This window comes from Novosphingobium sp. Gsoil 351, from assembly GCF_009707465.1.
Taxonomy (GTDB): Bacteria; Pseudomonadota; Alphaproteobacteria; order Sphingomonadales; family Sphingomonadaceae; genus Novosphingobium.
Map to the genome: position 1 here is coordinate 2,328,602 of NZ_CP046120.1, position 23,604 is coordinate 2,352,205.

Sequence of the window (23,604 nt, forward strand, 5' to 3'; positions counted from 1 at the left end):
GCGATAGGAGATCGTCGAGATTTATAGCGACGGCCCCCCATCACTCCCCGTGCGAAGCAGACTCGCAGATCCGCGCAGGGACAAGCTCATCGCCTGGACGCTTGTCCTCAGGCCAAAGCCGAAGCACAGCACATTCATGACAAATGATGATCCCTTTGACCTTCAGCGCTTCGTCGACGCTCAGGAAGAAACCTATCCAACTGCGCTGGCGGAGATCAGACGGGGAGCGAAGCGAGGCCATTGGATCTGGTTCATATTCCCTCAGCTGAGGGGCTTGGGATGCAGCGAGATGGCGCGACGTTTTGAACTTGGCTCGCTCGAGGAAGCACGTGCGTACCTAGCGCACCCGGTCTTGGGGAGCAGGTTGCGCGCGTGTCTCGAAGCCATTCAAGACTTAACGACGAAGTCGGCGGTCGACGTTTTCGGTGAAGTCGATGCGATGAAACTCAGGTCGTCACTCACGCTATTCGCGCGCGCGCAAGGCGGGCCAATCTTTGACGCGGTGCTGATCAGGTGGTTTGGCTCCGCTGACGATCGAACTGACGAGATCCTCAAGGTAAGTAAGGCGATCCCGTGAAAAGCAGGTTTGGGGCCTATTCTGTTGAAAAAGTCCGGCGCTGGTTTTGCCGGGCAATAATTAAACTCAGGCAGGCGCCCTCGCGCAAAGATGATTCACGTGACTCAGCGTGGCTAAAATATTATTGCCCAAATTGTCCCGGGGCGTCGCTCTCGTCGACTTTTTCAACAGAATAGGGCCGGGTGCTGACAGTGTGCTTTAGGAACATGGACCCGTTAAAATACCGCTCGGCATCCGATCCCATTGCGCGCTTGCCCTGAGCCCACCTAGATGAACCGCGCACTTCGATCCAAGTAACAACGAACGTCGACTAGCTCCTGCCGGCTCAAACCTGCTCTGCAGCTCGCGCCGCGTTATCGATCGCGCGCATCAGCTTCGCCGCCAGGGTCAGTCGGGGTGCGGTATTGTTCGCCGCCATCACGGGAGTCGAACAATACCGCACCGTCCGAGGAATGAACTTGGACATGCGTTGCGCCTGATCGCACGCGATGGGCAACCATTCGGCATTTCGCGATATCGCGACCGGCAGCGAAAGTGCTCGCACGCTCCCTGCTAATTGCTGTCTCGCCTGCGTACCAGGTGGTGATGAATTCCATAGGTGCGACCCTTTGATAGCGAACTCTGAAAGACCCCGGCACTTCGGGGGTGAAGGTCGGAGCAGACTCTCAGGGTTGCAACCCGGTGATGAGCCGCGCAAGCTAAGAGCTGGTGATCAAACAGGGTTAGGATTTTAACCTGTGGCTTGCTTCCAATAAGAACGGACAAGCGAGCAGTTGTCAGCTCTCCGCCGCATTCGGACCATCGGGCGACGGGAATAGGGTGCCCTCAACCGGCCCAGCCGCTCAGTAGCGATCACGCGCGTTTTGAAGTCCGAGATGGGGCCGTAACGCGACCGACAGCTTGGCCCGGTTCTCCGTCTGAAAGCCGTCAGGCGGAGAACGGCCCCAAATCGGGTATGATCCTGCGTGACGGGACGCTAGTTAGGGGTCGACCTCTCGCCGACGCGGACATTGCTGCCGGTAGGCCAGGGTGGTCAGCCGCGACTGCTCATCGCTTGCCAGCGAGGCGCTCGTCAAACTGCTGTGACGACCGCGCGACAACTTTATTCACATCGTCGCGCGCTTGTCGTTCGGTCTCACGGCGACAGCGCGCAATGGCATTGTTGACGGGAGGATCGTAGCTGATTGGTCGCCCGCAAACTTGGTCGATCGCCTGATTGATGCGGCCCTTCAGGATCGCCCGGCCGTGACCAGAACTAAGGTCAAGATCCTTGTACGCGACTGGACTGGACGCCTGTCTGGCTTGGGCTCCCGCCGCACTGATCGCGAGCACAACAATGGTCATCCTGACGATGGCTTTCATGGTAGTTCCTCCTTGGTCAACAAGGTAAACGTGCACCATCGCGGAGCCCCAAGCTTTGGCAGAAGCCTGAAACATGCTGAAATATGCAGGGTTTCTGCGGTGGACCGGCCGAAGCCGGATAGGTATTTTACCCCTCGATGGAGGGGGAATATCGCATCGGCTCCTTGATCTTGCGCCCAAGGCGCGGGCTACGCGCGGGTGCGAGCCATTTGTCGCTAGGCGGCCGCGCCCTCGACTTGCTCTCCGCTCTTGCGGAAGCGAGGGGAGAAATTGTTACCAAGGACGAACTCTTCAACGCGGTTTGGCCGGGTTTGATCGTCGAAGAAAACGCCCTTCAGGCCCAGATCTCCTTTGTAAGGAAGGCGCTCGGCGCCGAAGCCCGGCGGCTGGTCACGGTTCGCGGCCGCGGCTATCGGCTGGAACTGGACGATTTCGCACAAGCCGAACCAAGCGCAGCGTCAATTGCCGTGCTCCCTTTCGATTCTCTCGAAAAGGATACGTGCCACGACTATCTGGCCGATGGCCTGGCCGAAGAGCTGATTGCCACACTGTCCGGGGTACGCGGCCTCAAAGTCGCTTCGCGCACGTCGAGCTTTGCTTACCGGGGCCAAGCCCGGGACCTTCGCAAGGTTGCGGCGGAGCTGGGTGTCTCTACCCTTCTCGAGAGCAGTGTGCGTGTAGCGGAGGGGCGGGTACGTATCACTGCACAACTCATCGACGCCACAAACGGGTTCCACCTCTGGGCTCAGTCCTTCGAAAAGCCGCTCAGTGATTTGCTGGTCATTCAAGAGGAGTTGGCGCGCGAGCTCACCATCGCTCTCCAACGCGAACTGGGGCCACGCATCCCCGACACGAGCGATCCAGAGGCCATGCGTCTGTTGTTTGAAGCACGGGCAGCTTCCGCCAAATTGACGCCAGAAGGTCTCGAGTCGGGCGCGAGGCTCGCCAGAGAATCGCTTGAACGCGATCCAGGATTTGCGAAGGCTTGGGCCTCGCTGGCTGGAACGGTCTACGCAATGGCCAACGTGGGCTTTCTTCCGAAGGCCGGTTTCGCCGAGGCACGACGCGCGGCTTCCAAGGCCATTGCACTCGATCCATCGGTTGCCGGTGCATACGAGATAGTGGCTCTTGTCGACGCAGCAATGGGACGCTTCATGAGCGCCATCGAGCAGATGGAGCGAGCGTTGGCGGTCGACTTCGAGGATGGAGCGGTCGCCGACGGCGCGATCATCAACCTGTTCGTCCCGCTGGGCTATCGCACTCACGCAAGGTACCTTGCCGATAGACTCGTCCGCATCGCACCGGCTCGACCAAGGCCTTATCTTGCGCGGGCGCTTTGTGCCGCAGATATCGATGAGACCGAATACTACCTTGAGCTGGCATTGGCTCGGGGCCAGCCGGAAGCCCGCCCGCCAGTAGAGATCATGCGATTTGAAATCGCGCTGGCACGGCGACGCTTCCCCGAGGCGGCGGCAGCTCTCACGACCTGGGCCGAACGAGAGCTGAAGGTCCGCGGCGCCGGACTGGCCATGAACGACGCTGTTCTGGCCATGCAAGAGAGTGACCGCAGTGGAGGTGCGGCGAAGGTGGCTGATCTGGTGTTGGCCGCAGACCGCGCGGGAACGCTCTGGGCTCATCCCGGAACGCCCGGCTTGCTGCTTACGATGCAGGAGCGGCTCGGTGATCGAGAAGGGGCATACGTGACGGCGCACCGTCTTGTCGAACACTGGCACCAGTCCGGGCGAATGCCGACGGGGAGCATTACGAGCCTTTTGATCGGGGACCTCGCAGATTTTCGGCGCGACACGCGCTTTCAGACCATTGTGGAAGGCCTCGGTCTGATCCCTTGCTGGACCGTGCATGGACCACCGGAAGGTCATCGCATGGATAACGGTAGGCTCATCGTATTGTAGCACCGTTGGGCGAGACAGCGCTCAACGGCAGGTGCTGCCCGACTAACCCGTCTCGCCGCAATGGAACCCTGCACTACGCGGCGGCGCCTCATAAGTGCGGGGTAGAAACCATCCGATTTGCTGCTCCAATTGCGGAATATCTGTGGCTAGGTCTCGAATGAATGTCGGTGCAATCCATGCGCATTTTTTCGCCTCTGCTGATTGTTAGGTCGCGGAGCGCATCGCGCGCCCTGGAATTGATCGCCCGGCGCCATCTGCTCGCTAAACACTTCTATGCTGCACCGACTCGTAAGTTGGCCTGCAGATGTCCGTGAATTGCGAAGCGAAACCGCCCTTGCCGCTATCGGCCCCTTTTCTGCTCTTGATCGGGGCTCATCGATTGAGCCCGTTTGCGCAATCGGTTTTATATGAAGCGGGAGGGGCGGGGCCTCAGCCGTCGCCGGTGGCTGCAAGCAGGTCCAGGAAATTGCGCGCGGCCTCGCGGTCCCCTGCATCCTTGAACGCCACGTCCAGGTCCGGTGCCGACCCTAACATATGCAGCAGCGCCCACAGCGCAAAGCGATGGCCGCGATCAGTCGCGAGCCAGAAGTCGACCTCGATACGCTCGATACCGGCGATCTGCGCGCTTGGCGGCACTTGCCACATGTCGGTCGTGCCGAAGTAGCGGAAGAGGAGGTCGTCCAGGTCCATGCGATCAGTTTAGCCGACGCTCGCTTGAGTGGGAATGCGTTGAGATTATGGCCATTGATCGGGTCCTGAATGGTGCCGATGGCGTACGGTCAGCCATCCGATCGTCATGACGCACAAGGCTTCCGGCTCGCGAGAAACGGCAGCCGGATCGTTAAAAATCTATGCCACCACTCAGTTCATTGGCTTCTGCTTCGGGAGGCGCCAATGTGAAGGATGTCCGCGCGGGGTGCGCCGCCTGTGAGAGAGTCGTATTGTCGAGAACGGCCATGAAAGCGGCAAGGGCGTCCGCGAGATAGCCACTTGTGCCGCAGTCGAAGCGTATAGCGCAGCGGCCACAGTCGGCGAGCTGCATGCCCGGCTCCATTGCTCGAACCACTTCGCCCACAGTAATCGTGTCGGGTGGGCGAGCCAGGTCGACGCCGCCGCCCCGACCGCGACGGCTGCGGACGAACCCGTGACGTGCGAGGCGCTGAGCAACCTTTGCCACGTGATTGTAGGAAAGCCGCTGGTCGGCTGCGAACACGGGGAGAGACACCGCGCCGCCCTTGCGCGCCAGCACAATCAGCAAGCGCAATCCGAAGTCCGTTTGTTGGGTGAGCTGCATGCAATCGCAGATGTGCATTTTTGCATTGCACGAATCAAGCACTGCTAATACCGGTATCTTGGATACCACAAAGGAGAACAGTCAATGCGTACCGCCTCTGCCGCTGCCATGGAGATCGTAAAGTCGACCGCGCCCCTGCTGGAGCAGCACGGCGTGGCCATCACCACTGCGATGTACGCAAGGTTGTTCCAGGACCCTGAGATTGAAGCGATGTTCGATCGCGCAGCTCAGGCGAGCGGCGAGCAGCCCCGGCGCCTGGCGGGCGCTATTCTGGCCTATGCCAAGAACATCGACAAGCTCGCCAACCTGAATACGGCCGTCCAGCGCATGGTTGCACGCCATGTCGAGACCGGGGTGAAGCCCGAGCATTACCCGAACGTGGCCAATGCGCTGCTGCCGGCGATCCGGGACGTGTTGAGCGCCGAAGTGGCGACGGACGAGGTCCTAGCCGCATGGGGTGAAGCTTACTGGATGCTCGCTGACATTCTGATAGGCGCCGAAGCGCAGGCGTATGAAGATCGGCTGGCCGCCTGATGGGAGCGGAGACCCGGCCAACGCGCCCAACCCTCACCCAGAGCGCATCGAGCGCCTATGGGCGGTCACGGTAAGCTGGATTCTCTTCGACGCGCGCGGCGCTCAACGCTCGGCCACGACTTTTTGCAGCGCTGATTGCCGGTGGCGGAGCCGTCTACTCGCATGGAAAGGTCAACCACTTGGATGGACGGTACACCCTGACTGCGGTTCACATGTCAGAGGATGACATCGCTGGGCTCCTGCCTGCGTTCTACGCGCGGGTTCGCGCCGACGTCGTACTTGGCCCGATCTTCGAGGGCGGCGTTGACGACTGGCCCCACCACCTGGACAAACTGGAGGCGTTCTGGTCCTCGGTGATGCTCAGCAGCGGCCGCTACAAGGGACAGCCGATGGTCGCTCACCTGAAGCATGCCGACCACATGACCCGCGACAACTTTGCGCGCTGGCTCACTCTGTGGAGGCAGACGACCGAGGAGCTGCTTGCGCCAGAGCTGGTAAGGCAGCTTCAGGACAGGGCCCACAGGATTGCCGAAAGCCTGCAGCTCGGGGTGCAGTTTCAGCGCGACCGGCTTGTCGCGTGACGAAGCTTCCGCCCGGGCTCCAGAGCTACAAGCGTACGCAGACCTTCACCGCGGCCACCATTCCGCGGGCACTTCTGAACGATCATTCGACCAAGGATGGCACGTGGGGACTAATCCACGTCGAGAAAGGCGAGCTCTTGTACGTCGTCACCGATCCCCGACGGCCCGCATCCGAGCAAGTGCTTACTCCGGAAAGTGCGCTAGGCGTCGTGGAGCCAACCATTCTGCACCGCGTCGAACCGATCAGCCCCGTCCGTTTCCATTTGGAATTCTTTCGAGGGGAGCCGACGGTGGGTCCTCGGTGATCACCTGGTGCCCTTCTAAATCGTCGAGGCGTTGCGCGGAAGGCGAACTCGCGGCTGGAGCAAAGGAGGGGGGCGGTGCCTTCCCAAGGGCAAAAAGGGGAGGTTAGCGGACTGGCAACTCTTAGGTCGGATCGCTACCAATGCTGCCTCCTCGTTCACGGCTGATCGTGCCAGTGGCGTCCCTAACTCGACGGGAAAGGGCGATTATCGGCGCGACGGCCTGACCAAATGCGGGTAGAACCCGCGCAGATGCTCACTCGGGTCCGGAACCGTCGCCTCACCGCAGCCGCACTGCTGTTGTATGCGATTTCGCAACCGGCTCGAGCCGAGGAACAGCCGGCTGCATTCGATAGCAGAGCAGCCTGGACTTCCTTCGAGCAACTCGTACGCCAGGGTTACGCATACCTCGAGCGTCCCGGCATCGATGGCAATGCCATTCTTTCGACCTTCGCACCTCGCGCCAAGGCAGCGCGAACCGATGCCGAATTCATCGATGTACTGCAGCTCGTTGCGCACAATTTCGCCGATCCCCACTTCGTCGTTGGACCGCTCGATGCGAGCGACTGGGCAGTCATTCCGACCTCGTCGGATATTTTCGCCCACTACGACGGCACGGACTTCCGCGTTGAAGAAGTGCGCGCCGGGAGCGACGCGTCGAACCAGGGCATTCGGCCCGGTATGACCATCGCAACGATCGCCGGCCGGCCGCTCCGGGCGTCGATCGATGAGATCACCGGACGACCCTTCGCGCAACTTACCCCGCCGCAGGTCGACTTCGCGCTCAACACAGCGCTTGCCGGCCATCGCGGCCAGCCCCGGTCGATGGAGTTGATCGCGGGGCAAAAGCGCAAGGGGTTCACCCTCGCCGCTACCGCCGAGCAGGCAAAGCGCGTGTCGAGCGGTCCAATGCTCGAGACTGAGCGACGCGGAGACTTGGGGATCATCCGCATCAACAATTCTCTGGGCAACAACGGGCTAATCGCTGAATTCGGTAATGCGCTGCATTCGCTAGCAGACACCCGGGTGCTGTTGATCGACCTTCGCAACACGCCGAGCGGAGGCAATACGAGCGTTGCGCGTGGCATCATGGGTCATTTCGTGACCCGAGACATGCCATACCAAATGCACGTGATCCCCTATGAATCACGCGTCTATGGACCGATCCGCAAGTTCGTCGAGTATGTCGCGCCCTTCGGCGAACACTATTCAGGAAAGATCTATGTGGCCGGCGGTCACTGGACGGGCAGCATGGGCGAAGGGTTGATGATCGGCTTCGACGCGATCGGCACGACCACGGTCGGGTCCGAACTCGCCCACTTGTTAGGGGCGCTCAGCAACGAGACTATCGCTGGTTCCAAGGCCAAAGTCGATCTCGGCACAGAGGAACTTTTCACGGTGTCGGGGGGCCTCGCGCCAATTTCCGCCCACGCATCTACCTTGAGCAGGCCGAACGCAATCAATCGACCGATCCAGTGCTAGCGGTGATCGACGCTGATTCTCCGCACTAGTTCTATCCAGGAAAATGGACGACTTTCATCGCCTGGAACTGGTTTGCTGGAAGCAGGTTGATCATGGCGCGGGGCAAAGTCTCAAAAGGGGCCGGTTTCAGTCCGTCTGCTTTCGGGTAATCATACTATGAAAGCCGACCTTGCATCTCGGAGCGTAGCCAAGATCGCGTGATGCGCTAATTTGGTCGCCCAGCAGCGAGGTCGAGCACAACCACATCGATCAGTGCGCGGCGCGCCTCGGTAATTCGGTCGATGAGCATGGTGCGCATTTCGCTGGCACTTTGAGGGGCGGCAAGGCCAAGCGGGTGCGCCTTCAACCGCCGGTTGGTCGACGACGGCAGATCGCCGAACCACAACACGCAATAGATGCCGCGCTGCTCTGAGCGCCAGTCGATCAAATACTGGACATCGAGCTGACCTGTGGCCGCATCCCAGACATCGTTGTGCCACTGGCCCTTGACCTCGACCGGCAACTGCATCTTCCCGCGCGCGAAGGCGAGATCGGCGCGCTTGGTCTGCGGCATGTCCGCCTCGGTAATCCTCTGGATATCGTAGCGTGCGAGTTCCGGGCCGATCATCGCCGCCAGCCGGTCACGGCAACGGTTCTCACCGCGGGGAATACCCGCATCGGTCCAGAAGTCGACGACCGAGTCGATATCGTCACCAATGAGCTTGAGCTGCGCGACATCCATTTCTTCGCGTATCAGCGCCTTCAAATCTTCGATATTGCCCGGCGGTCCATCGTCTAGGAGTGCGGCGAGATCGCCTGGCGCCAAGGTTGAAAAGTCCTCTTCAGCGCGCTTCTGCCGCTGCTCCGCCGCCATGTGGCGGATCAATTCGGCGTAACTGTCGTTGGGTCCAGCGACGAGGCGCGCCATCGCCTCTGCCGCCTCGACGCTGGTATCACCTGCAATCCGGTTGATCAGAGAACGCAGAAAGTCGGTCGCGTCATAGTCGTTAGTGTTGCCAGAACCGGTGCCTTCCAGCACCACATGTGGCCATTGTCCGCGGAATTCGGTGATAATCCATTCGGCCTGCGTGACCGAGAGCGGGAGCATGCCGCCGCGCCGTTCGAACTGAAGCCGATTTCGCAAGAACCAAATAAAGTCGGGATACTCCGTGCCGATATTGGAGAGATCGGACCGCACCACCTCGAACCGCACCAGCACATCGATCGCCAGCCACGACAGCATGTGGTCGAAATTGCCGAAAACCGCTCCGGCGCGCGCTTCGGCGACATCGCGCAGCGCATCGAGCGCGCCGCCATAGGTCAGGCAGTCGACCAGTTCTGCCTCGACCGATTCTGGTACAGCGGGAAAAGCTGCCAGCCATCCGGCGCCAAGCGCAGCACCGGTCCCCTGCCAATCCGGATCGTGGGCGAGCTTGTAGAGCCCCGCGACATGCTCGTTGCCCGCCGTGAGCGCGGGCTCGATCCAGAGCCGCGCGAACGCCTGGCGTTCCTCGGGCGTCGGGATGACTTCGGCCTCCAGCGCTACCCGCAGTGCCTCTTTCTCCTTGTCGAGATTCCAGCCGTAATCGTCATGGCTGAGCAGCAAAGCGGACTGTTTGAGCGGATCGGGCAGATCGGCAATTCCTTTGCCGCCGCGTATTCGCTCATACAAACCGGCCATGATCGGAAAGCTGAAATTGTAGACCGTCCCGCGCGCGAAACCGTCGGCGATCTCATTGGGTGTGGGCAAATCGGTCCGGTGCAACACGGCCTCGAAACCGACCAACGCATCGTCGCGCAGATCCGGCCCGATCCATGTCGCCAATCGCTGGCTCGGCGGCAATTCGCTCGGGAGGTCGTGGAACCGGTCGAGATAGGCTTGAGCGGAGGGCAGGATCGCCGACAATTTGCCCGCCCGTAGATCGTTGCGGACCTTGTCTAGCTCGCGACGCGCTGTCTCGAACGCTACCTTGCGCTTGCGCTCCCGTTTGGCAGCTTCGTTTTCCTGCCGGACCTTCCACGCGGGTTTCTTAGGATTTTCGAGCTTGCGCAGGAAATCTGCGAGCGGCTTGTCGCCGCGCCTGAATTCTTCCGCCGAGGCCCGCACCCCGGGATCGAGGCCATCTGGCCCCCATGCCATGCGCACCAGATCCTGCCAATCTTGGCGCCGATCCGGATTCTTGTTGTCACCTTGGGCAAGGCGGTCGAGCGCATAAACAATGTCGTCAGACCGCGCCGTGAGTCCGACCAGCCGGCGGTGCAGGTACAGCTCGGTGACCCACAAACTTTCCTTGCGGCGGTCGTTCGCCAGTACATGTGTCTGGACCGCGCGGCGCAACTCATCCTGTGCCCCCAGTTGCGCGGCAAGCGCCTGCTGTACGTCGCGGTGATAGCGATGCGCCTGCTCGATTGTCGCGAGCCAACGCCACAACGACGGTGCCTCAGCCGTTCCGATCACCCCTTCATCGATCGCGCGGATGATTAGACTGGCCACAATGTCGGCGACCTCACCGGCATTCTCCCAATCGCCGTCGTGCAGCAACTCGGCATGTTCGGCGATCAGGTCGAGCACTCCGACCAGCCTCTTCGACGGGATGGCGTGGATCAGCCGATCATAGCTGCGCACCGTATGGGCCCGCCGACCCTCGCGGCGCGGAAGCGGGCAGCTAGTCACCCCCATTTCGGCGAACAAGGTCGCTACAATCAGCTCGTCCGAAACGTCGGCATCGATATGCTGAATTAGTTGGCGCGCGAGGCGAGGTGCGTCGTCGCCGCCCTGATTGGTGAGCTCTCCGATCGTACCTCGCCACCAGGCTCGATCGCGGTGCGGCAACAAGGCGTCTGCCGCGTCGTCGCGTTCGCGATAGAAGCGCCCCGGCGAGAGGACGATCGCTTCCAATGTATCGGCGAGCTCGGCAGCAAGCGGCGTGCCCTCTAGCCCTTCGATCAGTAGTGAGCGGAGGTGTGCGCTGCTTGCTGCCGAAGTGATGATCGCGTCGATCTTGGGCTTGAGGGCGGGGATCATCAGCCCCGCGGCAGTCTTGCTGTCCCAGTCCGCCGCGCGGAAATAGGGATCATCCTCGGCTAGATTGCACAGCTCTTCAAACAGAACGTCTGCGAAATGCGGGGTCAGCGCGGCGGTTTCACCGTAGCGCAACACACCATATGGGTCTTCGGCGATGACCCGCTCGGCCATCGCCGGACTGTGATAGGCGAGCCAAGCATGCAGGCCGCGTAGACTCGCCGGCACGCCGCCGCTGCCATGGAATTGCGCCAGTACACGCCGCTGCGCGCGCGGTGTTGCAGCCTGTTGTGCGAGCCAGCGCGAGCCGAGAAATTCTGCGATGACGCGGTGGATCGGCTTGGCTCGCGACAGGCCGATGCTGTGGAACAGTTTGGAGGTAAAGATCGACCGCGCGGATTTCGCATTGGGTAGAATCTCCAAATCGGCAATCCGAATATCACCTTGCTGGACCTGCGCTGCGCCCGCCGCACTGGCGGCCTCGGCGCCGCCGAACAACAGGCCGGCGGCAATCGCCCCGGCGGCATCGAGTGCCTCGTCCTGGGTGAGCTGGGCCAAGCCCTCGTCCTGCCGATCGGGATCATGCTCGGGCCAGATCAAAGTGCAGACGCGCTCGAACAGGGCCGCACGTGTCGCCGGCAACTGTGTGTCGGCTTCGGCCACGCGCCCCATCAGACCCAGCGTCAGCGGGTTGCGGTACAGCTCTTCTAGGCTGTGGTCTGTGAGATGGCCTAGAACGTGATCCGCATCCACGCTTGGATGTTGTGCGAGGAGAAATGCGCGCGCCTCGACGCCATCGAATGGTTCAAGCGTCAGGATTCTCGGATCGGCACCGTAGAGTTGACGCAGGTTCGTCACGCTGCGGGACTGCCATTCGCGCGAGCGGCACGAGAGGATAAATGGCGGTGAATCCGCTTCTTCGAGCTGCGCCAGAATGGCGTCAACCGCGTCGCCCTCGCGCCGCGACATCGCCTCGTCCAGGCCGTCGATCAGCACCGGCTTACCCGCTGGGACCAGTTTGGCCGGGCTTTTGGCGTTGATGAACCGGATTGCAGTGACTGGTTCGATACCGAGCCGCCGCCCGACCTCGCGTATCAGCTCGCTCTTGCCCATGCCAGGCTCGCCGAGAATTACCCTATTACCGCCAAGCGCAAGAAGTCCGACTTCATCAACTTGATTATCGAGGATGGAGAGATCGCTAAGCGTGAGCCGGCGGGGAAAATAGACCGGAGCCGGCGACGAGCTGGTGTCTTGATCGTGCGTCGTCGCAAACGCAGGCGAAGTCTCAGTTTCCATCCGCGCAAACATCTCCCGGCTTGCAACGACCATAGGGGCTGGGTGCGGTGATGTCAGCTTTCGGGATCGACCAATCATTGTTGGAATGACAAAAACGAGGCGCAAACCGGCCAGTCTGAAAAAGCTCCGTATCGACTTCTTTCCGGTGGCGGGCATGTACGGCCGACATGGCGAGCAGCGCACACCTCGAAATCCACGGTTTGATTGCAGCGCTGGTCCTTGAGGCCGGGCGGATCATGGAAGACGAGAGCCCACCGCTGGCCATGATCCTGCCAACGTCGGGCCCTGAGCTTATCGTTCGCTTGGCGGCGGCTCGCCGCGCAGGCGAGGACATCGCAGCTCTGGCTGCCGCTGCCGAAGTGATCGCACGGCGCGCATTGGCAGAAACCTAGCCTCACTGCTCAAAGTTCATTCGACTTCGGCGGCACCGCAAGCATTGGTGTCATCACTGAATCGCAGCCGGCTAGACTGGCTGCCACCCCGACGAGCTCATCGGTCGGGGGTGTGGGTGGTGGAAGCAGCAATTCCCAGCTGCTTCGCAATGGAGAACCACCCATGACCGAGGCTACCACGACGATCGAACCGGCTAGCGCTGACAAGCCCGCGCCCCGTTCAGCCACGCGCCGCATGGCGCGCGAACCGAACCTGCCTCAGCAGACCGCGACTGCGAGCGCGGAGACTGAGGCCAAGGCCCAGCCGCCCTCGGAGCCGAAAGAACCCCGCGGCCCGAGCAAGATCGCCTCGGTGATCGCGCTGCTCGAGCGAGACCAGGGCGCAATACTAGCCGAGTTGGTCGAGGCAACCGGTTGGCTGCCGCATACGACCCGCGCCGCGCTTACCGGCCTCAAGAAGAAGGGCCACACCATCGCCAAGGACAAGCGCGGCGATGTGACCTGCTACCACATCGGCAAGGCCGCCTGATGGGCCGCCGACGCGATAGCATCGAGCCGAACCTGACTGCGCTGGCGACGATGTCGCTGGCGCAGCTGCGCGATCATTGGACGACCAGCGATCGAACATTGCCCCCTAATCTGCCCACACCGCTGCTGCGCCGCTTACTGGCCCAGCGGTTGCAGGAACGCCGGTTCGGGGCGCTTCCCTCACTCGTCGCGCGAGAGTTGGAACGGGTTTCTCAGGGAGAGCCAGCCGGGGGTCCGCTCGACCTTCGGTCCATCTCACCCCAGGGGCGCGGCTTGTGCGCGAATGGAACGGTCAGACGATCGCCGTCGAAGTCCGCGAAGACGGTTTCTGGTGGAAGGATCGCCTGTGGCGCTCGCTCAGCGAGATAGCGAACGAGGTCACCGGCACGCACTGGTCGGGGCCGCGGTTCTTTGGGCTGAGCGGTCGTGGCTGAGAGGAAGCTGCGCTGCGCGGTCTACACCCGCAAATCGACGGAGGATGGTCTCGAACAGGAGTTCAACAGTCTCGACGCCCAATACGAGGCCTGCGCTGCCTATGCAGTCAGCCAGCGGCACGAAGGCTGGGTCCTGAACCCCGAGCGCTACGATGACGGCGGTTTCTCGGGCGGAAACATGGAACGACCGGGCATGAAGCGGCTGCTAGCCGATGTCACCGCGGGCAAGGTCGATATCATCCTACTCTACAAGATCGACCGGCTGACCCGCAGCCTCGCCGACTTCGCCAAGATCGTCGAAGTACTCGATAAGGCCGGCGCCAGCTTCGTGTCGATCACCCAATCGTTCAACACCACCACCAGCATGGGTCGCCTGACGCTCAACATGCTGCTCAGCTTCGCCCAGTTCGAGCGCGAGGTCACAGGCGAGCGTATCCGCGACAAGATTGCGGCGTCCAAGCGCAAGGGCATGTGGATGGGTGGCCCGGTTCCGTTGGGCTACCGCGTCGAGAACCGGAAGCTGGTCGTTGACGAGGTGGAGGCCGATCTTGTCCGTCATATCATGCAGCGGTATTTGGAAGTTGGCTCGGTGGTCGAGCTAGCCGACGAGCTCAACCGCCAGGGACACCGCACCAAAGTTCAGAACCAGACCAGCGGTCCGCATCGCGGCGGCTGCATATTCCGGCGTGGGACCCTTTACCATCTCCTTCGCAATCGCGCTTACCAGGGCATGATCGTTCACAAGGGAGAGGCTTTCCCCGGCGAGCATGAAGCAATCGTCTCTGAAGCACTGTGGAATGACGTGCAGTGCATGTTCGCCGAGCGCGTGCAGGGTCACGCCCGACGCATCAAAGCGAAGCAGCCCAGCTTGCTGGTTGGCAAGGTGTTCGACGGTGAGGGGAGGGCAATGACCCCGAGCCATGCGACCAAGCCGGGCCGGCGCTATCGCTACTATATCACCCGTCCCGACCTGCTCGATGGTTCTCCGGCCTGGCGCGTCTCTGCGCATGACATCGAGAAGCTGGTAAGTGACCGCTTGGCCGAACTCCTCGTCGATCAGCAGATGCTATGTTCCCTAGTGAGCAATGACGACGAACATGCACAACGAGTTCACTCACTGATCGCCGCAGGCGATATAGCAGCTGCCGCCATGCGCAGCGGTTCGGTCGCCGCACGCATTCGGTTGGTAGAGATGCTTGTCGAGCGAATCGTGCTTGCAGACGACAGAGTGGAAATAGCGGTCAGCTCGGCCAAGCTACTCACAGCCCTCGGTTCCAGCGATGAAGGCTCGGCGCATGGTCGGACTTTGACTCTTACATGCGCAGCGACCCGCGTGCGCCGCGGGCACCAGGTGCGGTTGGTCATTCCGGCTGCAGCGGACGCAAATCTCGTTCCTCGCATCCGCGATGAGAAGCTGGTTGCTCTGGTTGCCGAGGCTCACGCCGCTCGAAAGCTCGTCCTGGCCAATTCTGAGCAGTCGCTCGCGAGCGTCGCGTCGGCTGCCAACCGCTGCCGCACGCGCCTGACCAAGCTGGCTGGCTTGGCATGCCTCGCGCCCGACATTGTCACGGCAATTTTAGAGGGACGTCAGCCATTGTCGCTGACCAACCGCTCGTTGCTGGCCACCGATCTGCCGCTCGACTGGGCCGCGCAGCGCGAAGCACTCGGGTTCTCCTGAGCGCAATCCCACTGCAGTCACAAACTTTGGAGCAGAGACGGCGCGGAAATGGCCGCCTGTTGTTGGCGTCAAGGCTGCCATCTCTGACTGCATTCCACAAATGCACGGAGAGGAAATGGCGCGGACCTGCGCCACAAACTGCGTGAACTTGGAAGTGAGCCTCCTGGAGTGAGGAGTTCCAGGACTGTGTGGTGCGGTCGAGAAGACTCGAACTTCCACGGGCTTTCGCCCACAACGACCTCAACGTTGCGCGTCTACCAGTTCCGCCACGACCGCACATCGAACAGGACCCAGCCGAGGTTGATCGGCAATTTTGGCGGGCCCCCGGTAGGTAGGAGCGGGCGCTTAGCAGGGGGGTTCAGGGGTGGCAAGAGAGTCTTGGAAGGTGCGCCATCGGGCGAAAACCTAGGGCTTCCATCCGATCTCGGCGACTTTCGCCGAACGCGGGACATCGGTCACCGCTTCGTTGATCGTCACGCTCTCGCCTGGAGCCAGGGCTGCCTTCGGCGCGCGGACTTCCCAAGTGTAGACGATCCGGTCCTTGCCATCGCGCAGCACGATCAGGATCGCGGGGACGTTGCGGGTTTCCTGGCCGACGTTGGTGACGGTACCGCTCGCGCCGAAGAACTCGGTGCCGTTGGGCAAGGTGCGCCGATCCTGGCGTTCGGACGGGAATTCGAGCACCAGGTCGGGTTCGGCCGAGCCGAATGTAGGGCGCGAGATCGGCACCCAATCGGGCACCCCCCACACGCTGACCGCGCCGATCAGCGCCGCGACGAGCAGGGCAAAGGCGACCGCCGCGGCGGTCCACAGCTTTGCCGGGTTGCGGCGAGGGCGGAACGGCGGTTCGTGCGCGAAGCTGGAGGGCGAGTCCTGATAGACGACGTCGATCTCGTCCCGCTGGGTCTCGGCGAAGGCGGGTACTTCGGCAGGTGGCGGCGGCGGTTCGGCCCAGGTCGTGTCGGATAGGTCGGGTTCGGGTTCGGGCGCCGGGTCGGCTTCCGGTGCGGGCGACGCAGGTGCAGGGCGGGGATCGAACTGGGTGGGCTGCCGATCGACGGGCTGGGCCTGCTCGACCGGGGCGGGCGAGGGCGTTGGCCGCTCCACCGCCGGGCCGTCCTGAAACCAGCTATGGCGGCATTTGGCGCAACGCACCGTTCGCCCATCGACGCCGATTGCGCTGTCGGGCACGACATAGCGCGTCGCGCAGGCGGGACAGGCGATGATCACGGCCCCGGGTAAAGCACGCGGCGGCGGCGGCGAGCAAGGGCTGCAACCCCAACCAGGTGTTGCGACGGCCTTTTTTCCACATCGATTGCTGGTATAGGGGCAAGCTTATCCAGCTCGAGCGGCGCCGGTCCGCTCTCCCGCCTGCCGTCCGTCGGTTCATCGAAGCGGGTTGGCTGGAAGGGGGGCAGTCCGGCGCTGCGTGTTCAAGTCTGTTTCTACGCGATGCTTTGCCACCTGAACCAAGTGCCTGGCCGATGACCGAACCCGAGGCGGAGATCGTCCGGTTCGACAACGTCGGGCTGCGCTATGGCTCGGACAAGGAAGTGCTCACCGACGTATCGTTTACGCTGTTTCCGGGCACGTTCTACTTCCTCACCGGGGCGAGCGGCGCGGGCAAGACCTCGCTGCTCAAGCTGCTGTATCTCGCCCAGCGGCCTTCGCGCGGGAAGATTTCGATGTTCGGGACCGACGCGATCACGCTGCCGCGCGAACGACTCCCCGGCTTCCGCCGCCGCCTTGGCGTTGTGTTCCAAGACTTTCGCCTGATCCCCCACCTTTCCGCGTTCGACAACGTCGCACTCCCGCTGCGGGTGGCGGGGGTGGAGGAGGACGACTTGCGCAAGCCGGTCGCCGACATGCTCGAATGGGTCGGGCTGGGCGACCGGAGTCACGCGCGGCCGGCGACGCTTTCGGGCGGCGAGCAACAACGCGTGGCGATCGCCCGCGCGGTGATCGGACGCCCCGACATGCTCGTCGCCGACGAGCCCACCGGCAACGTCGATCCCGAAATGGCAGTGAAGCTGCTGCGCCTGTTTGAAGCGCTCAACCGGCTGGGAACGACAGTGGTGGTCGCGACCCACGACGTCCACCTGCTGCGCAAGGTGCCCGAATCGTTGATCATGCGGCTCGATCGCGGGCGGCTGTCCGATCCCACTGGCGCCTTGCGCTATCCCCCGCGCCGCGCCGGGCTGGTCCCCGCGCGATGAGCAGCCCGGCCGCCAATTCGCCGACGCCCCCGATTTCATCGACCGTGGCCGGTCGCCTGCGCACTGTGGGTGCGGCGATCTCGGGCCGGTCGGAAACCCAGTTGGTGCCGCAGACCAGGCTTTCCGGGCCGATGCCGTGGGTGATCGCGATCATGGTGCTGCTGACCGCGATCGCCGCCGCCGCGGGACTGGCGCTGGGCAATCTGGCGAGCCAGGCCAGCGCCGACCTGTCGGGCGGGATCACCGTGCAGGTGGTCAACGCCGCGCCCGGCGCACGCGCGCGCCAGGCCAACGATGCTCTGGCGGTGCTGCGCGAGACCCCAGGCGTCGTCCAGGTCCGGCTGGTACCCGCTGCCGAGGTCGATGCCCTGCTCGAACCCTGGCTGGGCACCCGGGTGGCGAGCGGCAACGACGAGGCCGTCGCCGATGCCCTGCCGGTGCCCGCGCTGATCGACGCCAGGCTGGCGGGTCCGGCCGACGATACCGCCCTCGGCCGCATCCGCGCGCGGCTGGCGAATGCCGCTCCCGACGCCCGGGTCGACGCGCAGGCCGGCTGGCTCGAGCCAGTCTTCGCCGCGATTGTCGCGCTGCGCTGGCTGGCGGCCGCGCTGATCGCTCTGCTCGCGCTGACGACGATCGCCGCGGTCCTGCTGGCCGCGCGGACCGCGCTCGACAGCCATCGCGGGACTATCGAGATCGTCCACATGCTGGGCGGGACCGACGCCCAGATCGCGCGAGTGTTCCAGCGCAGCATCGCGATCGACGCTGCGGCGGGCGGTGCGCTCGGCCTGGCGCTGGCGGTCGGTATCGTTCTGTTGCTGGGGCAGCGGTTTGCTGCGCTGGGGTCGGGGCTGGCTGGCGGAGCGGGCCTGGGCTGGGACGACTGGCTGGTGCTTGCGCTGGTTCCGCTCGCAGGGGTCGCGCTGGCGACGGTGACCGCGCGCGCCGCGGTGCTGCGCGCCCTGCGGCGAATGCTGTAGGCGACCCCATGCTCCGCCGGCTCGCTTCCTTCCTGGTGATCGCGTGGGCGCTCGGTTTCGTTTGGTTCGCCGCGATTCCGCCACAGCCGATCGGCGCCGGGCGCAGCGACGCGGCAATCGTTCTGACCGGGGGCGACGGCCGGATCCAGCGCGCGCTAGCCGTCCTCGGCAAGGGCTGGGTGGACAAGATCCTCGTCGCCGGGGTCGACAGCGAGGTCCGTCCGCGCGAATTCGCCGCCGAATACGAGGTGAGCGCGCGGACGATGGCCCGCTGTGTCGCGCTCGATCAGGTTTCGGTCGATACCCGGACCAATGCGCGCGAAGCGGCACTCTGGATCGCCGCCAACAAAGTCCGGTCGGTGCGGCTGATCACCAGCGACTGGCACATGCGCCGCGCGGCATGGGAGCTTGCCAAGGCAGCGCCGGACGTCGAGATCGCCCGCGACGCGGTGCGGACCAAACCCAGCTTCCGCATCCTGTTCATCGAATACCACAAGCTGATCGCCCGCAGGATCGCACATGTCCTCGGCTACTGACGCCGCCGTCCGCCCGCTCGATGTGGCGCGCAGTCTGCTGTTCTACCCGGTCTTCTACGTCGGGAGCGTTCCCTACGTGATCGGCGCCGCCATCGCGATGCCGATCGCCCAGCGCCTGTTCGTGCGGATCGTCACCGGCTGGTCGGCCTGGCACCGGTTGTGCGCTCGCTTGCTGCTGGGGATCAAGGTGCGGGTCGAAGGCACGATCCCCACCGGGCCGGCGATTGTCGCGCTGCGCCACGAGAGCTTTTTTGAGGCGATCGACCTGCCGACGCTGCTCCACGACCCGGTAATTGTGGCCAAGGCGGAGCTGATGAACATCCCGCTGTGGGGCCTTGCCGCGCGGCGTTGGGGCCTGATCGCGGTGCGCCGCGAGGACGGCGCCAAGGCGCTGCGGGCGATGGTCACTGAGGCCAAGGAGCGCACCGCCGCCGGCCGCCCGCTGGCGATCTTTCCCGAAGGCACACGGACGCCGTTCGGGAGGGAGGTGGAGCTCCAATCTGGCTTCGCCGCGCTCTACAAGCTGCTCGGGCTGCCGGTGGTGCCGGTTGCGGTGACCAGCGGGCGGCTCTACCACCGCTGGGCCAAGCGGCCGGGAACGGTGGTCTACCGCTTCTGCGAGCCGATTCCCCCGGGGCTCAAGCGCGAGGAAATCGAGGCGCGGGTGGGCGCGGCGATCACCCAGTTCAACCGGGTCTTGCCCGGCTAGCCGCCATGATCCGCGCGGCCGAAATCGGGCCGCGCATCATCCTGGCCTTCGGCGATGATCGAGCGGCGGATCGCGCGGGTCTTGCTGAACAATTCGAACAGCGCGTCGCCGTCATCCCAGCGGATCGCGCGCTGGAGCGCGGTGAGGTCCTCGGTAAAACGCTGGAGCATTTCGAGCACCGCGTCCTTGTTGGTCAGGAACACGTCGCGCCACATCGTTGGGTCCGACGCGGCGATGCGGGTGAAGTCGCGGAAGCCGCCCGCCGAATACTTGATCACCTCGCTTCGGGTGACCGCCTCGAGGTCGGACGCGGTGCCGACGATGGTGTAGGCGATCAGGTGCGGCAGGTGGCTGGTGATCGCCAGCACCAGATCGTGATGCGCGGGATCCATCGTCTCGACGTTGGCGCCAAGCGCGGCCCAAAACGCCGATAGGCGCGCGACTGCCGTACTATCGGCGTCGACGGGCGGGGTCAGGATGCACCAGCGATTGTGAAACAGCGTGGCGAAACCGGCATCCGGACCGCTCCGCTCGGTCCCGGCGACAGGGTGCGCGGGGATGACGGTGTGATCCGGAAGCGCCGCGGCCAGGGCCGTGGCGACGCTTTGCTTGGACGAGCCGACATCGCTGATTAGGGCGTCGGGCGAGAGACCCGGCGCAAGCGCCGCTGCGGCATCGGCCATCGCGCCGACGGGTACGCACAGGATCACCAACCCGGCACCGCGCACCGCGATGGAGGGATCGTCCGCGATCTCGGCCAGCTCGAGATCGGCGGCGCGGGCGCGCACCTGGGGGAGGCGTCAAAGCCGGTGATCCGGGTCGCGGGCAGGTGGGCCTTGATCGCATGGGCGAGCGAACTGCCGAGTAGCCCTAGCCCGATCAGCGCGACGTGCTCGAACGGCGCCTCGCTCATCGCGCCGCTTCCGCCAGATCGCGCAGGATCGCAGCGACTTCCATCATCTGCGGTCCTGTCCCGATCGTGATCCTCAAGCAATGCGGCAGGCCCTGCCCCGGCAGCCAGCGGGTGATGAATCCGCGCTCGGCCAGCCCCTTGTAGGCGGCCTGCCCGCTCAGAGCACCGGAGAATTCGACCAGCACGAAGTTGGCCTTGCTCGGCAAGGGGCGCACGCCGCGGTTGCCCAGTGCAGACAGCGCGACGACGAACTCTTCGCGGGCCTGCGCATTCGCCGCGCACGCTTCCGCCAGCCAGGCGCGGTCGGCCAGAGCGGCGAGCGCGGCGGCCTGGCCGCTGACGCTGACGTTGAATGCGCCGCGCAGGCGGTTGACCGCATCGATGAGCGCGGGCGCTCCGGTGACCCAACCGACCCGCTCGCCGGCCAAGCCGTACGCCTTCGAAAAGGTCCTGCTGACCAGCACGTTGTCATGCCGCGCGGCAAGCGCGAGGCCGCCATCGTCCTCGTCCTCGCCCAGAAACTCGGCGTAGGCCTGATCGATGATCAAAAGCACGTCGCGCGGCAGGGCGGCGTGAAGCCGCGCGACCTCGGGCGCCGGCAGCCAACTGCCGACCGGGTTGTTGGGGTTGTCGAGCAGCACCACCCGAGTCGTCGCAGAGACATTTGCCAGCAGCGCGTCGACCGATGCGGCGTAATCCGCGTCGGCGGCCATGACAGGCGTCGCCGCCACCTTCTGCGCCAGCAGCGGATAGAGCGAGAACGAATAGCGCGAGAACAAGACCTCGTCGCCCGTCCCGGCGAAGGCCTGCACTGCTCCGTGAAGCAGTTCCCCCGATCCGGTGCCGCATACGATTCGCGCCGGATCGATGCCGTGCAGCGCTCCGATCGCGTTGCGCAACGCGACGCAGTCGGGATCGGGGTAAAGCGCGGGCGAACCCGCCGCGGCGCGCGCCGCGAGCGTGGCGGGACTCGTCCCCAGCGGGTTCTCGTTGGCCGAAAGCTTGATCAGCGGGCGCCCGTCGGCACCCGTGCTCTTGCCCGGAACATAAGCTTCGATGCCCTCGATCCAGGGCTTCATCTGCGGGGCGTCGGCCATAGTGGGGCGCGCCTTAGCCGGATTGCGCGCGATTGACAGCCCCGCCGGTTTCCCGCCAAGCCGCGCGCGTCATGGCTCCCACCGCCTCAACACCCGAACTCCACCTGTCCGCGGGCAATCTGCTGGTGCTCGACGCGCCCTTGCTGCTCGACGGCGGGCAGAGCCTGGAAGGCGTGCAAGTCGCCTACGAGACCTGCGGGACGCTCAATGCGGACAAGAGCAATGTGGTTCTGCTGTTCCATGCGCTGACGATGGACCAGCACGTGGTCAGCGATCATCCACGCACGGGCAAGCCGGGTTGGTGGCGGGCCAGCGTGCGGCCCGGCGGACCGATCGACACGAACCGCTTTTTCGTGATCTGCGCGAACGTTCTGGGCGGTTGCATGGGTTCGACCGGTCCGGCCAGCTCCGCCGCCGATGGCACAGCTTATGCAATGCGCTTCCCGGTCATCACCATTCGCGACATGGTCCGGGCGCAGATCGCGCTGCTCGATGCGCTGGGGATCGATCGGCTTCATGCCGTGGTCGGCGGATCGATGGGCGGGATGCTCGCGCTGAGCCTCGCCGCTAACTTTCCCAGTCGCACGAATGCTGCATTGGTAATCGCCAGTACTGCGCGCCATTCCGCGCAGAACATCGCGTTTCACGAGGTCGGGCGGCAGGCGATCATGGCCGATCCGAAGTGGAAGGGCGGCGACTACGGTCGCGGCAAGGGTCCCGAGGCGGGCTTGGCGGTCGCGCGGATGGCGGCGCACATCACTTACCTGTCGGAAGCCGGGCTCACCGAAAAATTCGGGCGGCGGCTGCAGGACCGCGATGCCAAGACGTTCGGCTTCGACGCCGACTTCCAGGTCGAGAGCTACCTGCGCCACCAGGGGTTGAGTTTCACCGGACGGTTCGACGCCAACAGCTATCTCTACATTACCCGCGCGATGGACTATTTCGACCTGGCCGAAGAACACGGCGGACGCCTCGCCGATGCGTTCGCCGGAACGGCAGCGCGGTTCTGTCTGGTCAGCTTCGACACCGACTGGCTCTATCCCACCGCCGAATCGCGCCATGTCGCCCACGCGCTGAACGCGGCGGGCGCGGCGGTGAGCTGCGTCGAACTGTCCGCGCCCTATGGTCACGACAGCTTCCTTCTCGACGTCCCCGCGCTCGACCGGGTGATCGCCGGATTCCTCAACCAGTGAGCCTTCGCCCCGACCTCGCGGTGATCGCCGCCAACGTCGCGCCGGGAAGCCGGGTGCTCGACGTCGGTTGCGGCGACGGTGAGCTCCTTGCCGCGCTGCGGCGCGACAAGAGCGCCGACGCGCGCGGGCTTGAGATCGACGCGGGCAACGTCACCGAATGCGTCGCACGCGGGCTATCGGTGCTTCAGGGCGACGCCGATACCGACCTTGCCGACTATCCCGACAAGGCGTTCGACTACGCGATCCTCAGCCAGACGCTGCAGACCACGATGCGGCCCGACCTTGTGCTGGACCAGTTGCTGCGGATCGGGCGGCGAGCGTTCGTCAGCTTTCCCAACTTTGCCCATTGGCGCGTGCGATTGAGCCTGCTGTGGGGCGGGCGGATGCCGGTCACCCGGCTGCTGCCGGTGGCGTGGTACGAGACGCCGAATATTCACCACGTGACGATCGATGATTTCCGCGCGCTGCTCGACGCGCGGGGAATCAAGGTCGAGCAGGCGTGGTTCCTCACCGGCGACCGGCGGACCAGCGCGGCGGCCGCCAACTTCCGTGCCGAGCACGCGGTGTTCCTGCTGTCGCGCTGAGA

The 23,604-nt window shown here is 64.0% G+C and carries 23 protein-coding genes, 1 tRNA gene and 2 pseudogenes; 16 read left to right on the forward strand and 10 right to left on the reverse strand.

Annotated features, from left to right (window positions below; genetic code table 11):
* Positions 1–136: 136 nt before the first annotated feature.
* Complete coding sequence (locus tag GKE62_RS11215) at positions 137–577, forward strand: DUF1810 domain-containing protein (RefSeq protein WP_154692321.1); 441 nt, start codon at positions 137–139, stop codon at positions 575–577.
* Positions 578–930: 353 nt separating this feature from the next.
* Here GKE62_RS11215 and GKE62_RS11220 read toward each other — a convergent pair whose 3' ends face one another.
* Positions 931–1,173, reverse strand: a complete 243-nt coding sequence (locus GKE62_RS11220; RefSeq protein ID WP_154692322.1) for a hypothetical protein — start codon at positions 1,171–1,173, stop codon at positions 931–933.
* Between the two features lie 451 nt (positions 1,174–1,624).
* The gene (locus GKE62_RS11225; RefSeq protein ID WP_195908354.1) at positions 1,625–1,939 is read right to left on the reverse strand and encodes a UrcA family protein; all 315 of its coding nucleotides are present in this window, start codon (positions 1,937–1,939) and stop codon (positions 1,625–1,627) included.
* Between the two features lie 137 nt (positions 1,940–2,076).
* Between GKE62_RS11225 and GKE62_RS11230 the strand changes: the two genes are divergently transcribed.
* Complete coding sequence (locus GKE62_RS11230) at positions 2,077–3,852, forward strand: winged helix-turn-helix domain-containing protein (RefSeq protein WP_154692324.1); 1,776 nt, start codon at positions 2,077–2,079, stop codon at positions 3,850–3,852.
* 429 nt (positions 3,853–4,281) lie between these two features.
* Here the strand turns inward: GKE62_RS11230 and GKE62_RS11235 are convergent, their stop codons facing one another.
* Both GKE62_RS11235 and GKE62_RS11240 read right to left on the reverse strand, forming a co-directional pair.
* Positions 4,282–4,542 carry a hypothetical protein gene (locus GKE62_RS11235; protein WP_154692325.1) on the reverse strand — a complete coding sequence of 87 codons (261 nt, stop codon included), beginning with the start codon at positions 4,540–4,542 and terminating at the stop codon, positions 4,282–4,284.
* A 151-nt stretch (positions 4,543–4,693) separates the two neighbouring features.
* Complete coding sequence (locus GKE62_RS11240) at positions 4,694–5,188, reverse strand: Rrf2 family transcriptional regulator (RefSeq protein WP_154692326.1); 495 nt, start codon at positions 5,186–5,188, stop codon at positions 4,694–4,696.
* A gap of 42 nt (positions 5,189–5,230) precedes the next feature.
* Between GKE62_RS11240 and GKE62_RS11245 the strand changes: the two genes are divergently transcribed.
* From GKE62_RS11245 to GKE62_RS11255, 3 genes are all read left to right on the forward strand, one after another.
* Positions 5,231–5,680, forward strand: a complete 450-nt coding sequence (locus GKE62_RS11245) for a globin domain-containing protein (protein ID WP_154692327.1) — start codon at positions 5,231–5,233, stop codon at positions 5,678–5,680.
* Between the two features lie 212 nt (positions 5,681–5,892).
* On the forward strand, positions 5,893–6,261 hold the full coding sequence (locus GKE62_RS11250; protein ID WP_230206652.1) for a group III truncated hemoglobin: 369 nt from the start codon (positions 5,893–5,895) through the stop codon (positions 6,259–6,261).
* On the forward strand, positions 6,258–6,566 hold the full coding sequence (locus tag GKE62_RS11255; protein ID WP_154692328.1) for a DUF1971 domain-containing protein: 309 nt from the start codon (positions 6,258–6,260) through the stop codon (positions 6,564–6,566). The genes GKE62_RS11250 and GKE62_RS11255 overlap by 4 nt, the downstream gene beginning before the upstream one ends.
* Positions 6,567–6,770: 204 nt before the next feature.
* Here GKE62_RS11255 and GKE62_RS18530 read toward each other — a convergent pair whose 3' ends face one another.
* Positions 6,771–7,370 carry a hypothetical protein gene (locus tag GKE62_RS18530; RefSeq protein ID WP_195908356.1) on the reverse strand — a complete coding sequence of 200 codons (600 nt, stop codon included), beginning with the start codon at positions 7,368–7,370 and terminating at the stop codon, positions 6,771–6,773.
* 129 nt (positions 7,371–7,499) lie between these two features.
* Here GKE62_RS18530 and GKE62_RS18535 point away from each other — a divergent pair, with 129 nt between their 5' ends.
* On the forward strand, positions 7,500–8,045 hold the full coding sequence (locus GKE62_RS18535) for a hypothetical protein (protein WP_195908357.1): 546 nt from the start codon (positions 7,500–7,502) through the stop codon (positions 8,043–8,045).
* Positions 8,046–8,250: 205 nt separating this feature from the next.
* Here the strand turns inward: GKE62_RS18535 and GKE62_RS11265 are convergent, their stop codons facing one another.
* Positions 8,251–12,498, reverse strand: coding sequence for an NACHT domain-containing NTPase (locus GKE62_RS11265; RefSeq protein WP_195908358.1), 4,248 nt, complete (start codon positions 12,496–12,498; stop codon positions 8,251–8,253).
* 11 nt (positions 12,499–12,509) lie between these two features.
* Between GKE62_RS11265 and GKE62_RS11270 the strand changes: the two genes are divergently transcribed.
* From GKE62_RS11270 to GKE62_RS11290, 4 genes and pseudogenes are all read left to right on the forward strand, one after another.
* Positions 12,510–12,734 carry a hypothetical protein gene (locus tag GKE62_RS11270; protein ID WP_154692330.1) on the forward strand — a complete coding sequence of 75 codons (225 nt, stop codon included), beginning with the start codon at positions 12,510–12,512 and terminating at the stop codon, positions 12,732–12,734.
* Positions 12,735–12,897: 163 nt separating this feature from the next.
* Complete coding sequence (locus GKE62_RS11275) at positions 12,898–13,263, forward strand: DUF3489 domain-containing protein (RefSeq protein WP_154692331.1); 366 nt, start codon at positions 12,898–12,900, stop codon at positions 13,261–13,263.
* A 229-nt stretch (positions 13,264–13,492) separates the two neighbouring features.
* A pseudogene (locus GKE62_RS11285) lies at positions 13,493–13,696 on the forward strand (DUF2924 domain-containing protein); the annotation flags it as partial.
* Positions 13,689–15,374, forward strand: coding sequence for a recombinase family protein (locus tag GKE62_RS11290; protein ID WP_154692333.1), 1,686 nt, complete (start codon positions 13,689–13,691; stop codon positions 15,372–15,374). The pseudogene GKE62_RS11285 and the gene GKE62_RS11290, both read left to right, overlap by 8 nt.
* A gap of 189 nt (positions 15,375–15,563) precedes the next feature.
* Here the strand turns inward: GKE62_RS11290 and GKE62_RS11295 are convergent.
* Together GKE62_RS11295 and GKE62_RS11300 are read right to left on the reverse strand one after the other, a co-directional pair.
* Positions 15,564–15,650, reverse strand: a tRNA-Leu gene (locus GKE62_RS11295).
* 129 nt (positions 15,651–15,779) lie between these two features.
* The gene (locus GKE62_RS11300) at positions 15,780–16,604 is read right to left on the reverse strand and encodes an MJ0042-type zinc finger domain-containing protein (RefSeq protein WP_154692334.1); all 825 of its coding nucleotides are present in this window, start codon (positions 16,602–16,604) and stop codon (positions 15,780–15,782) included.
* A 254-nt stretch (positions 16,605–16,858) separates the two neighbouring features.
* Here GKE62_RS11300 and ftsE point away from each other — a divergent pair, with 254 nt between their 5' ends.
* Genes ftsE through GKE62_RS11320 form a run of 4 tightly spaced genes read left to right on the forward strand, consistent with a single transcriptional unit; the run spans position 16,859 to position 19,815 of the window.
* Positions 16,859–17,590, forward strand: coding sequence for a cell division ATP-binding protein FtsE (ftsE, locus tag GKE62_RS11305; protein WP_154692335.1), 732 nt, complete (start codon positions 16,859–16,861; stop codon positions 17,588–17,590).
* Positions 17,587–18,570 carry an ABC transporter permease gene (locus GKE62_RS11310; protein ID WP_230206654.1) on the forward strand — a complete coding sequence of 328 codons (984 nt, stop codon included), beginning with the start codon at positions 17,587–17,589 and terminating at the stop codon, positions 18,568–18,570. Before ftsE ends, GKE62_RS11310 begins: the two co-directional genes overlap by 4 nt.
* 8 nt (positions 18,571–18,578) lie before the next feature.
* Complete coding sequence (locus GKE62_RS11315; RefSeq protein WP_154692336.1) at positions 18,579–19,106, forward strand: YdcF family protein; 528 nt, start codon at positions 18,579–18,581, stop codon at positions 19,104–19,106.
* On the forward strand, positions 19,090–19,815 hold the full coding sequence (locus GKE62_RS11320) for a 1-acyl-sn-glycerol-3-phosphate acyltransferase (RefSeq protein WP_154692337.1): 726 nt from the start codon (positions 19,090–19,092) through the stop codon (positions 19,813–19,815). The genes GKE62_RS11315 and GKE62_RS11320 overlap by 17 nt, the downstream gene beginning before the upstream one ends.
* On the opposite strand, the pseudogene GKE62_RS11325 reads toward GKE62_RS11320, so the two are convergent.
* Both GKE62_RS11325 and GKE62_RS11330 read right to left on the reverse strand, forming a co-directional pair.
* A pseudogene (locus GKE62_RS11325) lies at positions 19,812–20,728 on the reverse strand (prephenate/arogenate dehydrogenase family protein). The gene GKE62_RS11320 and the pseudogene GKE62_RS11325 sit on opposite strands and share 4 nt — an antisense overlap.
* Complete coding sequence (locus GKE62_RS11330) at positions 20,725–21,825, reverse strand: histidinol-phosphate transaminase (RefSeq protein WP_154692338.1); 1,101 nt, start codon at positions 21,823–21,825, stop codon at positions 20,725–20,727. The pseudogene GKE62_RS11325 and the gene GKE62_RS11330 overlap by 4 nt, the downstream one beginning before the upstream one ends.
* A gap of 71 nt (positions 21,826–21,896) precedes the next feature.
* On the opposite strand from GKE62_RS11330, the gene GKE62_RS11335 reads away from it, so the two are divergent.
* The gene (locus GKE62_RS11335) at positions 21,897–23,018 is read left to right on the forward strand and encodes a homoserine O-acetyltransferase (RefSeq protein WP_154692339.1); all 1,122 of its coding nucleotides are present in this window, start codon (positions 21,897–21,899) and stop codon (positions 23,016–23,018) included.
* On the forward strand, positions 23,015–23,602 hold the full coding sequence (gene metW / locus GKE62_RS11340) for a methionine biosynthesis protein MetW (protein WP_154692340.1): 588 nt from the start codon (positions 23,015–23,017) through the stop codon (positions 23,600–23,602). Before GKE62_RS11335 ends, metW begins: the two co-directional genes overlap by 4 nt.
* The last annotated feature ends 2 nt before the right edge of the window (positions 23,603–23,604 follow it).

What these genes read in the sequence shown, in the direction of transcription:
- GKE62_RS11225 (WP_195908354.1), bottom strand. Translation starts at nt 1,939, where the DNA reads ATGAAAGCCATCGTCAGGATGACCATTGTTGTGCTCGCGATCAGTGCG.
- GKE62_RS11270 (WP_154692330.1), top strand. Translation starts at nt 12,510, where the DNA reads ATGGCGAGCAGCGCACACCTCGAAATCCACGGTTTGATTGCAGCGCTG.
- ftsE (WP_154692335.1), top strand. Translation starts at nt 16,859, where the DNA reads ATGACCGAACCCGAGGCGGAGATCGTCCGGTTCGACAACGTCGGGCTG.
- GKE62_RS11230 (WP_154692324.1), top strand. Translation starts at nt 2,077, where the DNA reads ATGGAGGGGGAATATCGCATCGGCTCCTTGATCTTGCGCCCAAGGCGC.
- GKE62_RS11310 (WP_230206654.1), top strand. Translation starts at nt 17,587, where the DNA reads ATGAGCAGCCCGGCCGCCAATTCGCCGACGCCCCCGATTTCATCGACC.
- GKE62_RS11320 (WP_154692337.1), top strand. Translation starts at nt 19,090, where the DNA reads ATGTCCTCGGCTACTGACGCCGCCGTCCGCCCGCTCGATGTGGCGCGC.
- GKE62_RS11315 (WP_154692336.1), top strand. Translation starts at nt 18,579, where the DNA reads ATGCTCCGCCGGCTCGCTTCCTTCCTGGTGATCGCGTGGGCGCTCGGT.
- GKE62_RS18530 (WP_195908356.1), bottom strand. Translation starts at nt 7,370, where the DNA reads ATGGCCGGCAAGCGCTGTGTTGAGCGCGAAGTCGACCTGCGGCGGGGT.
- GKE62_RS11235 (WP_154692325.1), bottom strand. Translation starts at nt 4,542, where the DNA reads ATGGACCTGGACGACCTCCTCTTCCGCTACTTCGGCACGACCGACATG.
- GKE62_RS11275 (WP_154692331.1), top strand. Translation starts at nt 12,898, where the DNA reads ATGACCGAGGCTACCACGACGATCGAACCGGCTAGCGCTGACAAGCCC.
- GKE62_RS11250 (WP_230206652.1), top strand. Translation starts at nt 5,893, where the DNA reads ATGTCAGAGGATGACATCGCTGGGCTCCTGCCTGCGTTCTACGCGCGG.
- GKE62_RS11220 (WP_154692322.1), bottom strand. Translation starts at nt 1,173, where the DNA reads ATGGAATTCATCACCACCTGGTACGCAGGCGAGACAGCAATTAGCAGG.
- GKE62_RS11265 (WP_195908358.1), bottom strand. Translation starts at nt 12,498, where the DNA reads ATGCCCGCCACCGGAAAGAAGTCGATACGGAGCTTTTTCAGACTGGCC.
- GKE62_RS11245 (WP_154692327.1), top strand. Translation starts at nt 5,231, where the DNA reads ATGCGTACCGCCTCTGCCGCTGCCATGGAGATCGTAAAGTCGACCGCG.
- GKE62_RS11215 (WP_154692321.1), top strand. Translation starts at nt 137, where the DNA reads ATGACAAATGATGATCCCTTTGACCTTCAGCGCTTCGTCGACGCTCAG.
- GKE62_RS11330 (WP_154692338.1), bottom strand. Translation starts at nt 21,825, where the DNA reads ATGGCCGACGCCCCGCAGATGAAGCCCTGGATCGAGGGCATCGAAGCT.
- GKE62_RS11335 (WP_154692339.1), top strand. Translation starts at nt 21,897, where the DNA reads ATGGCTCCCACCGCCTCAACACCCGAACTCCACCTGTCCGCGGGCAAT.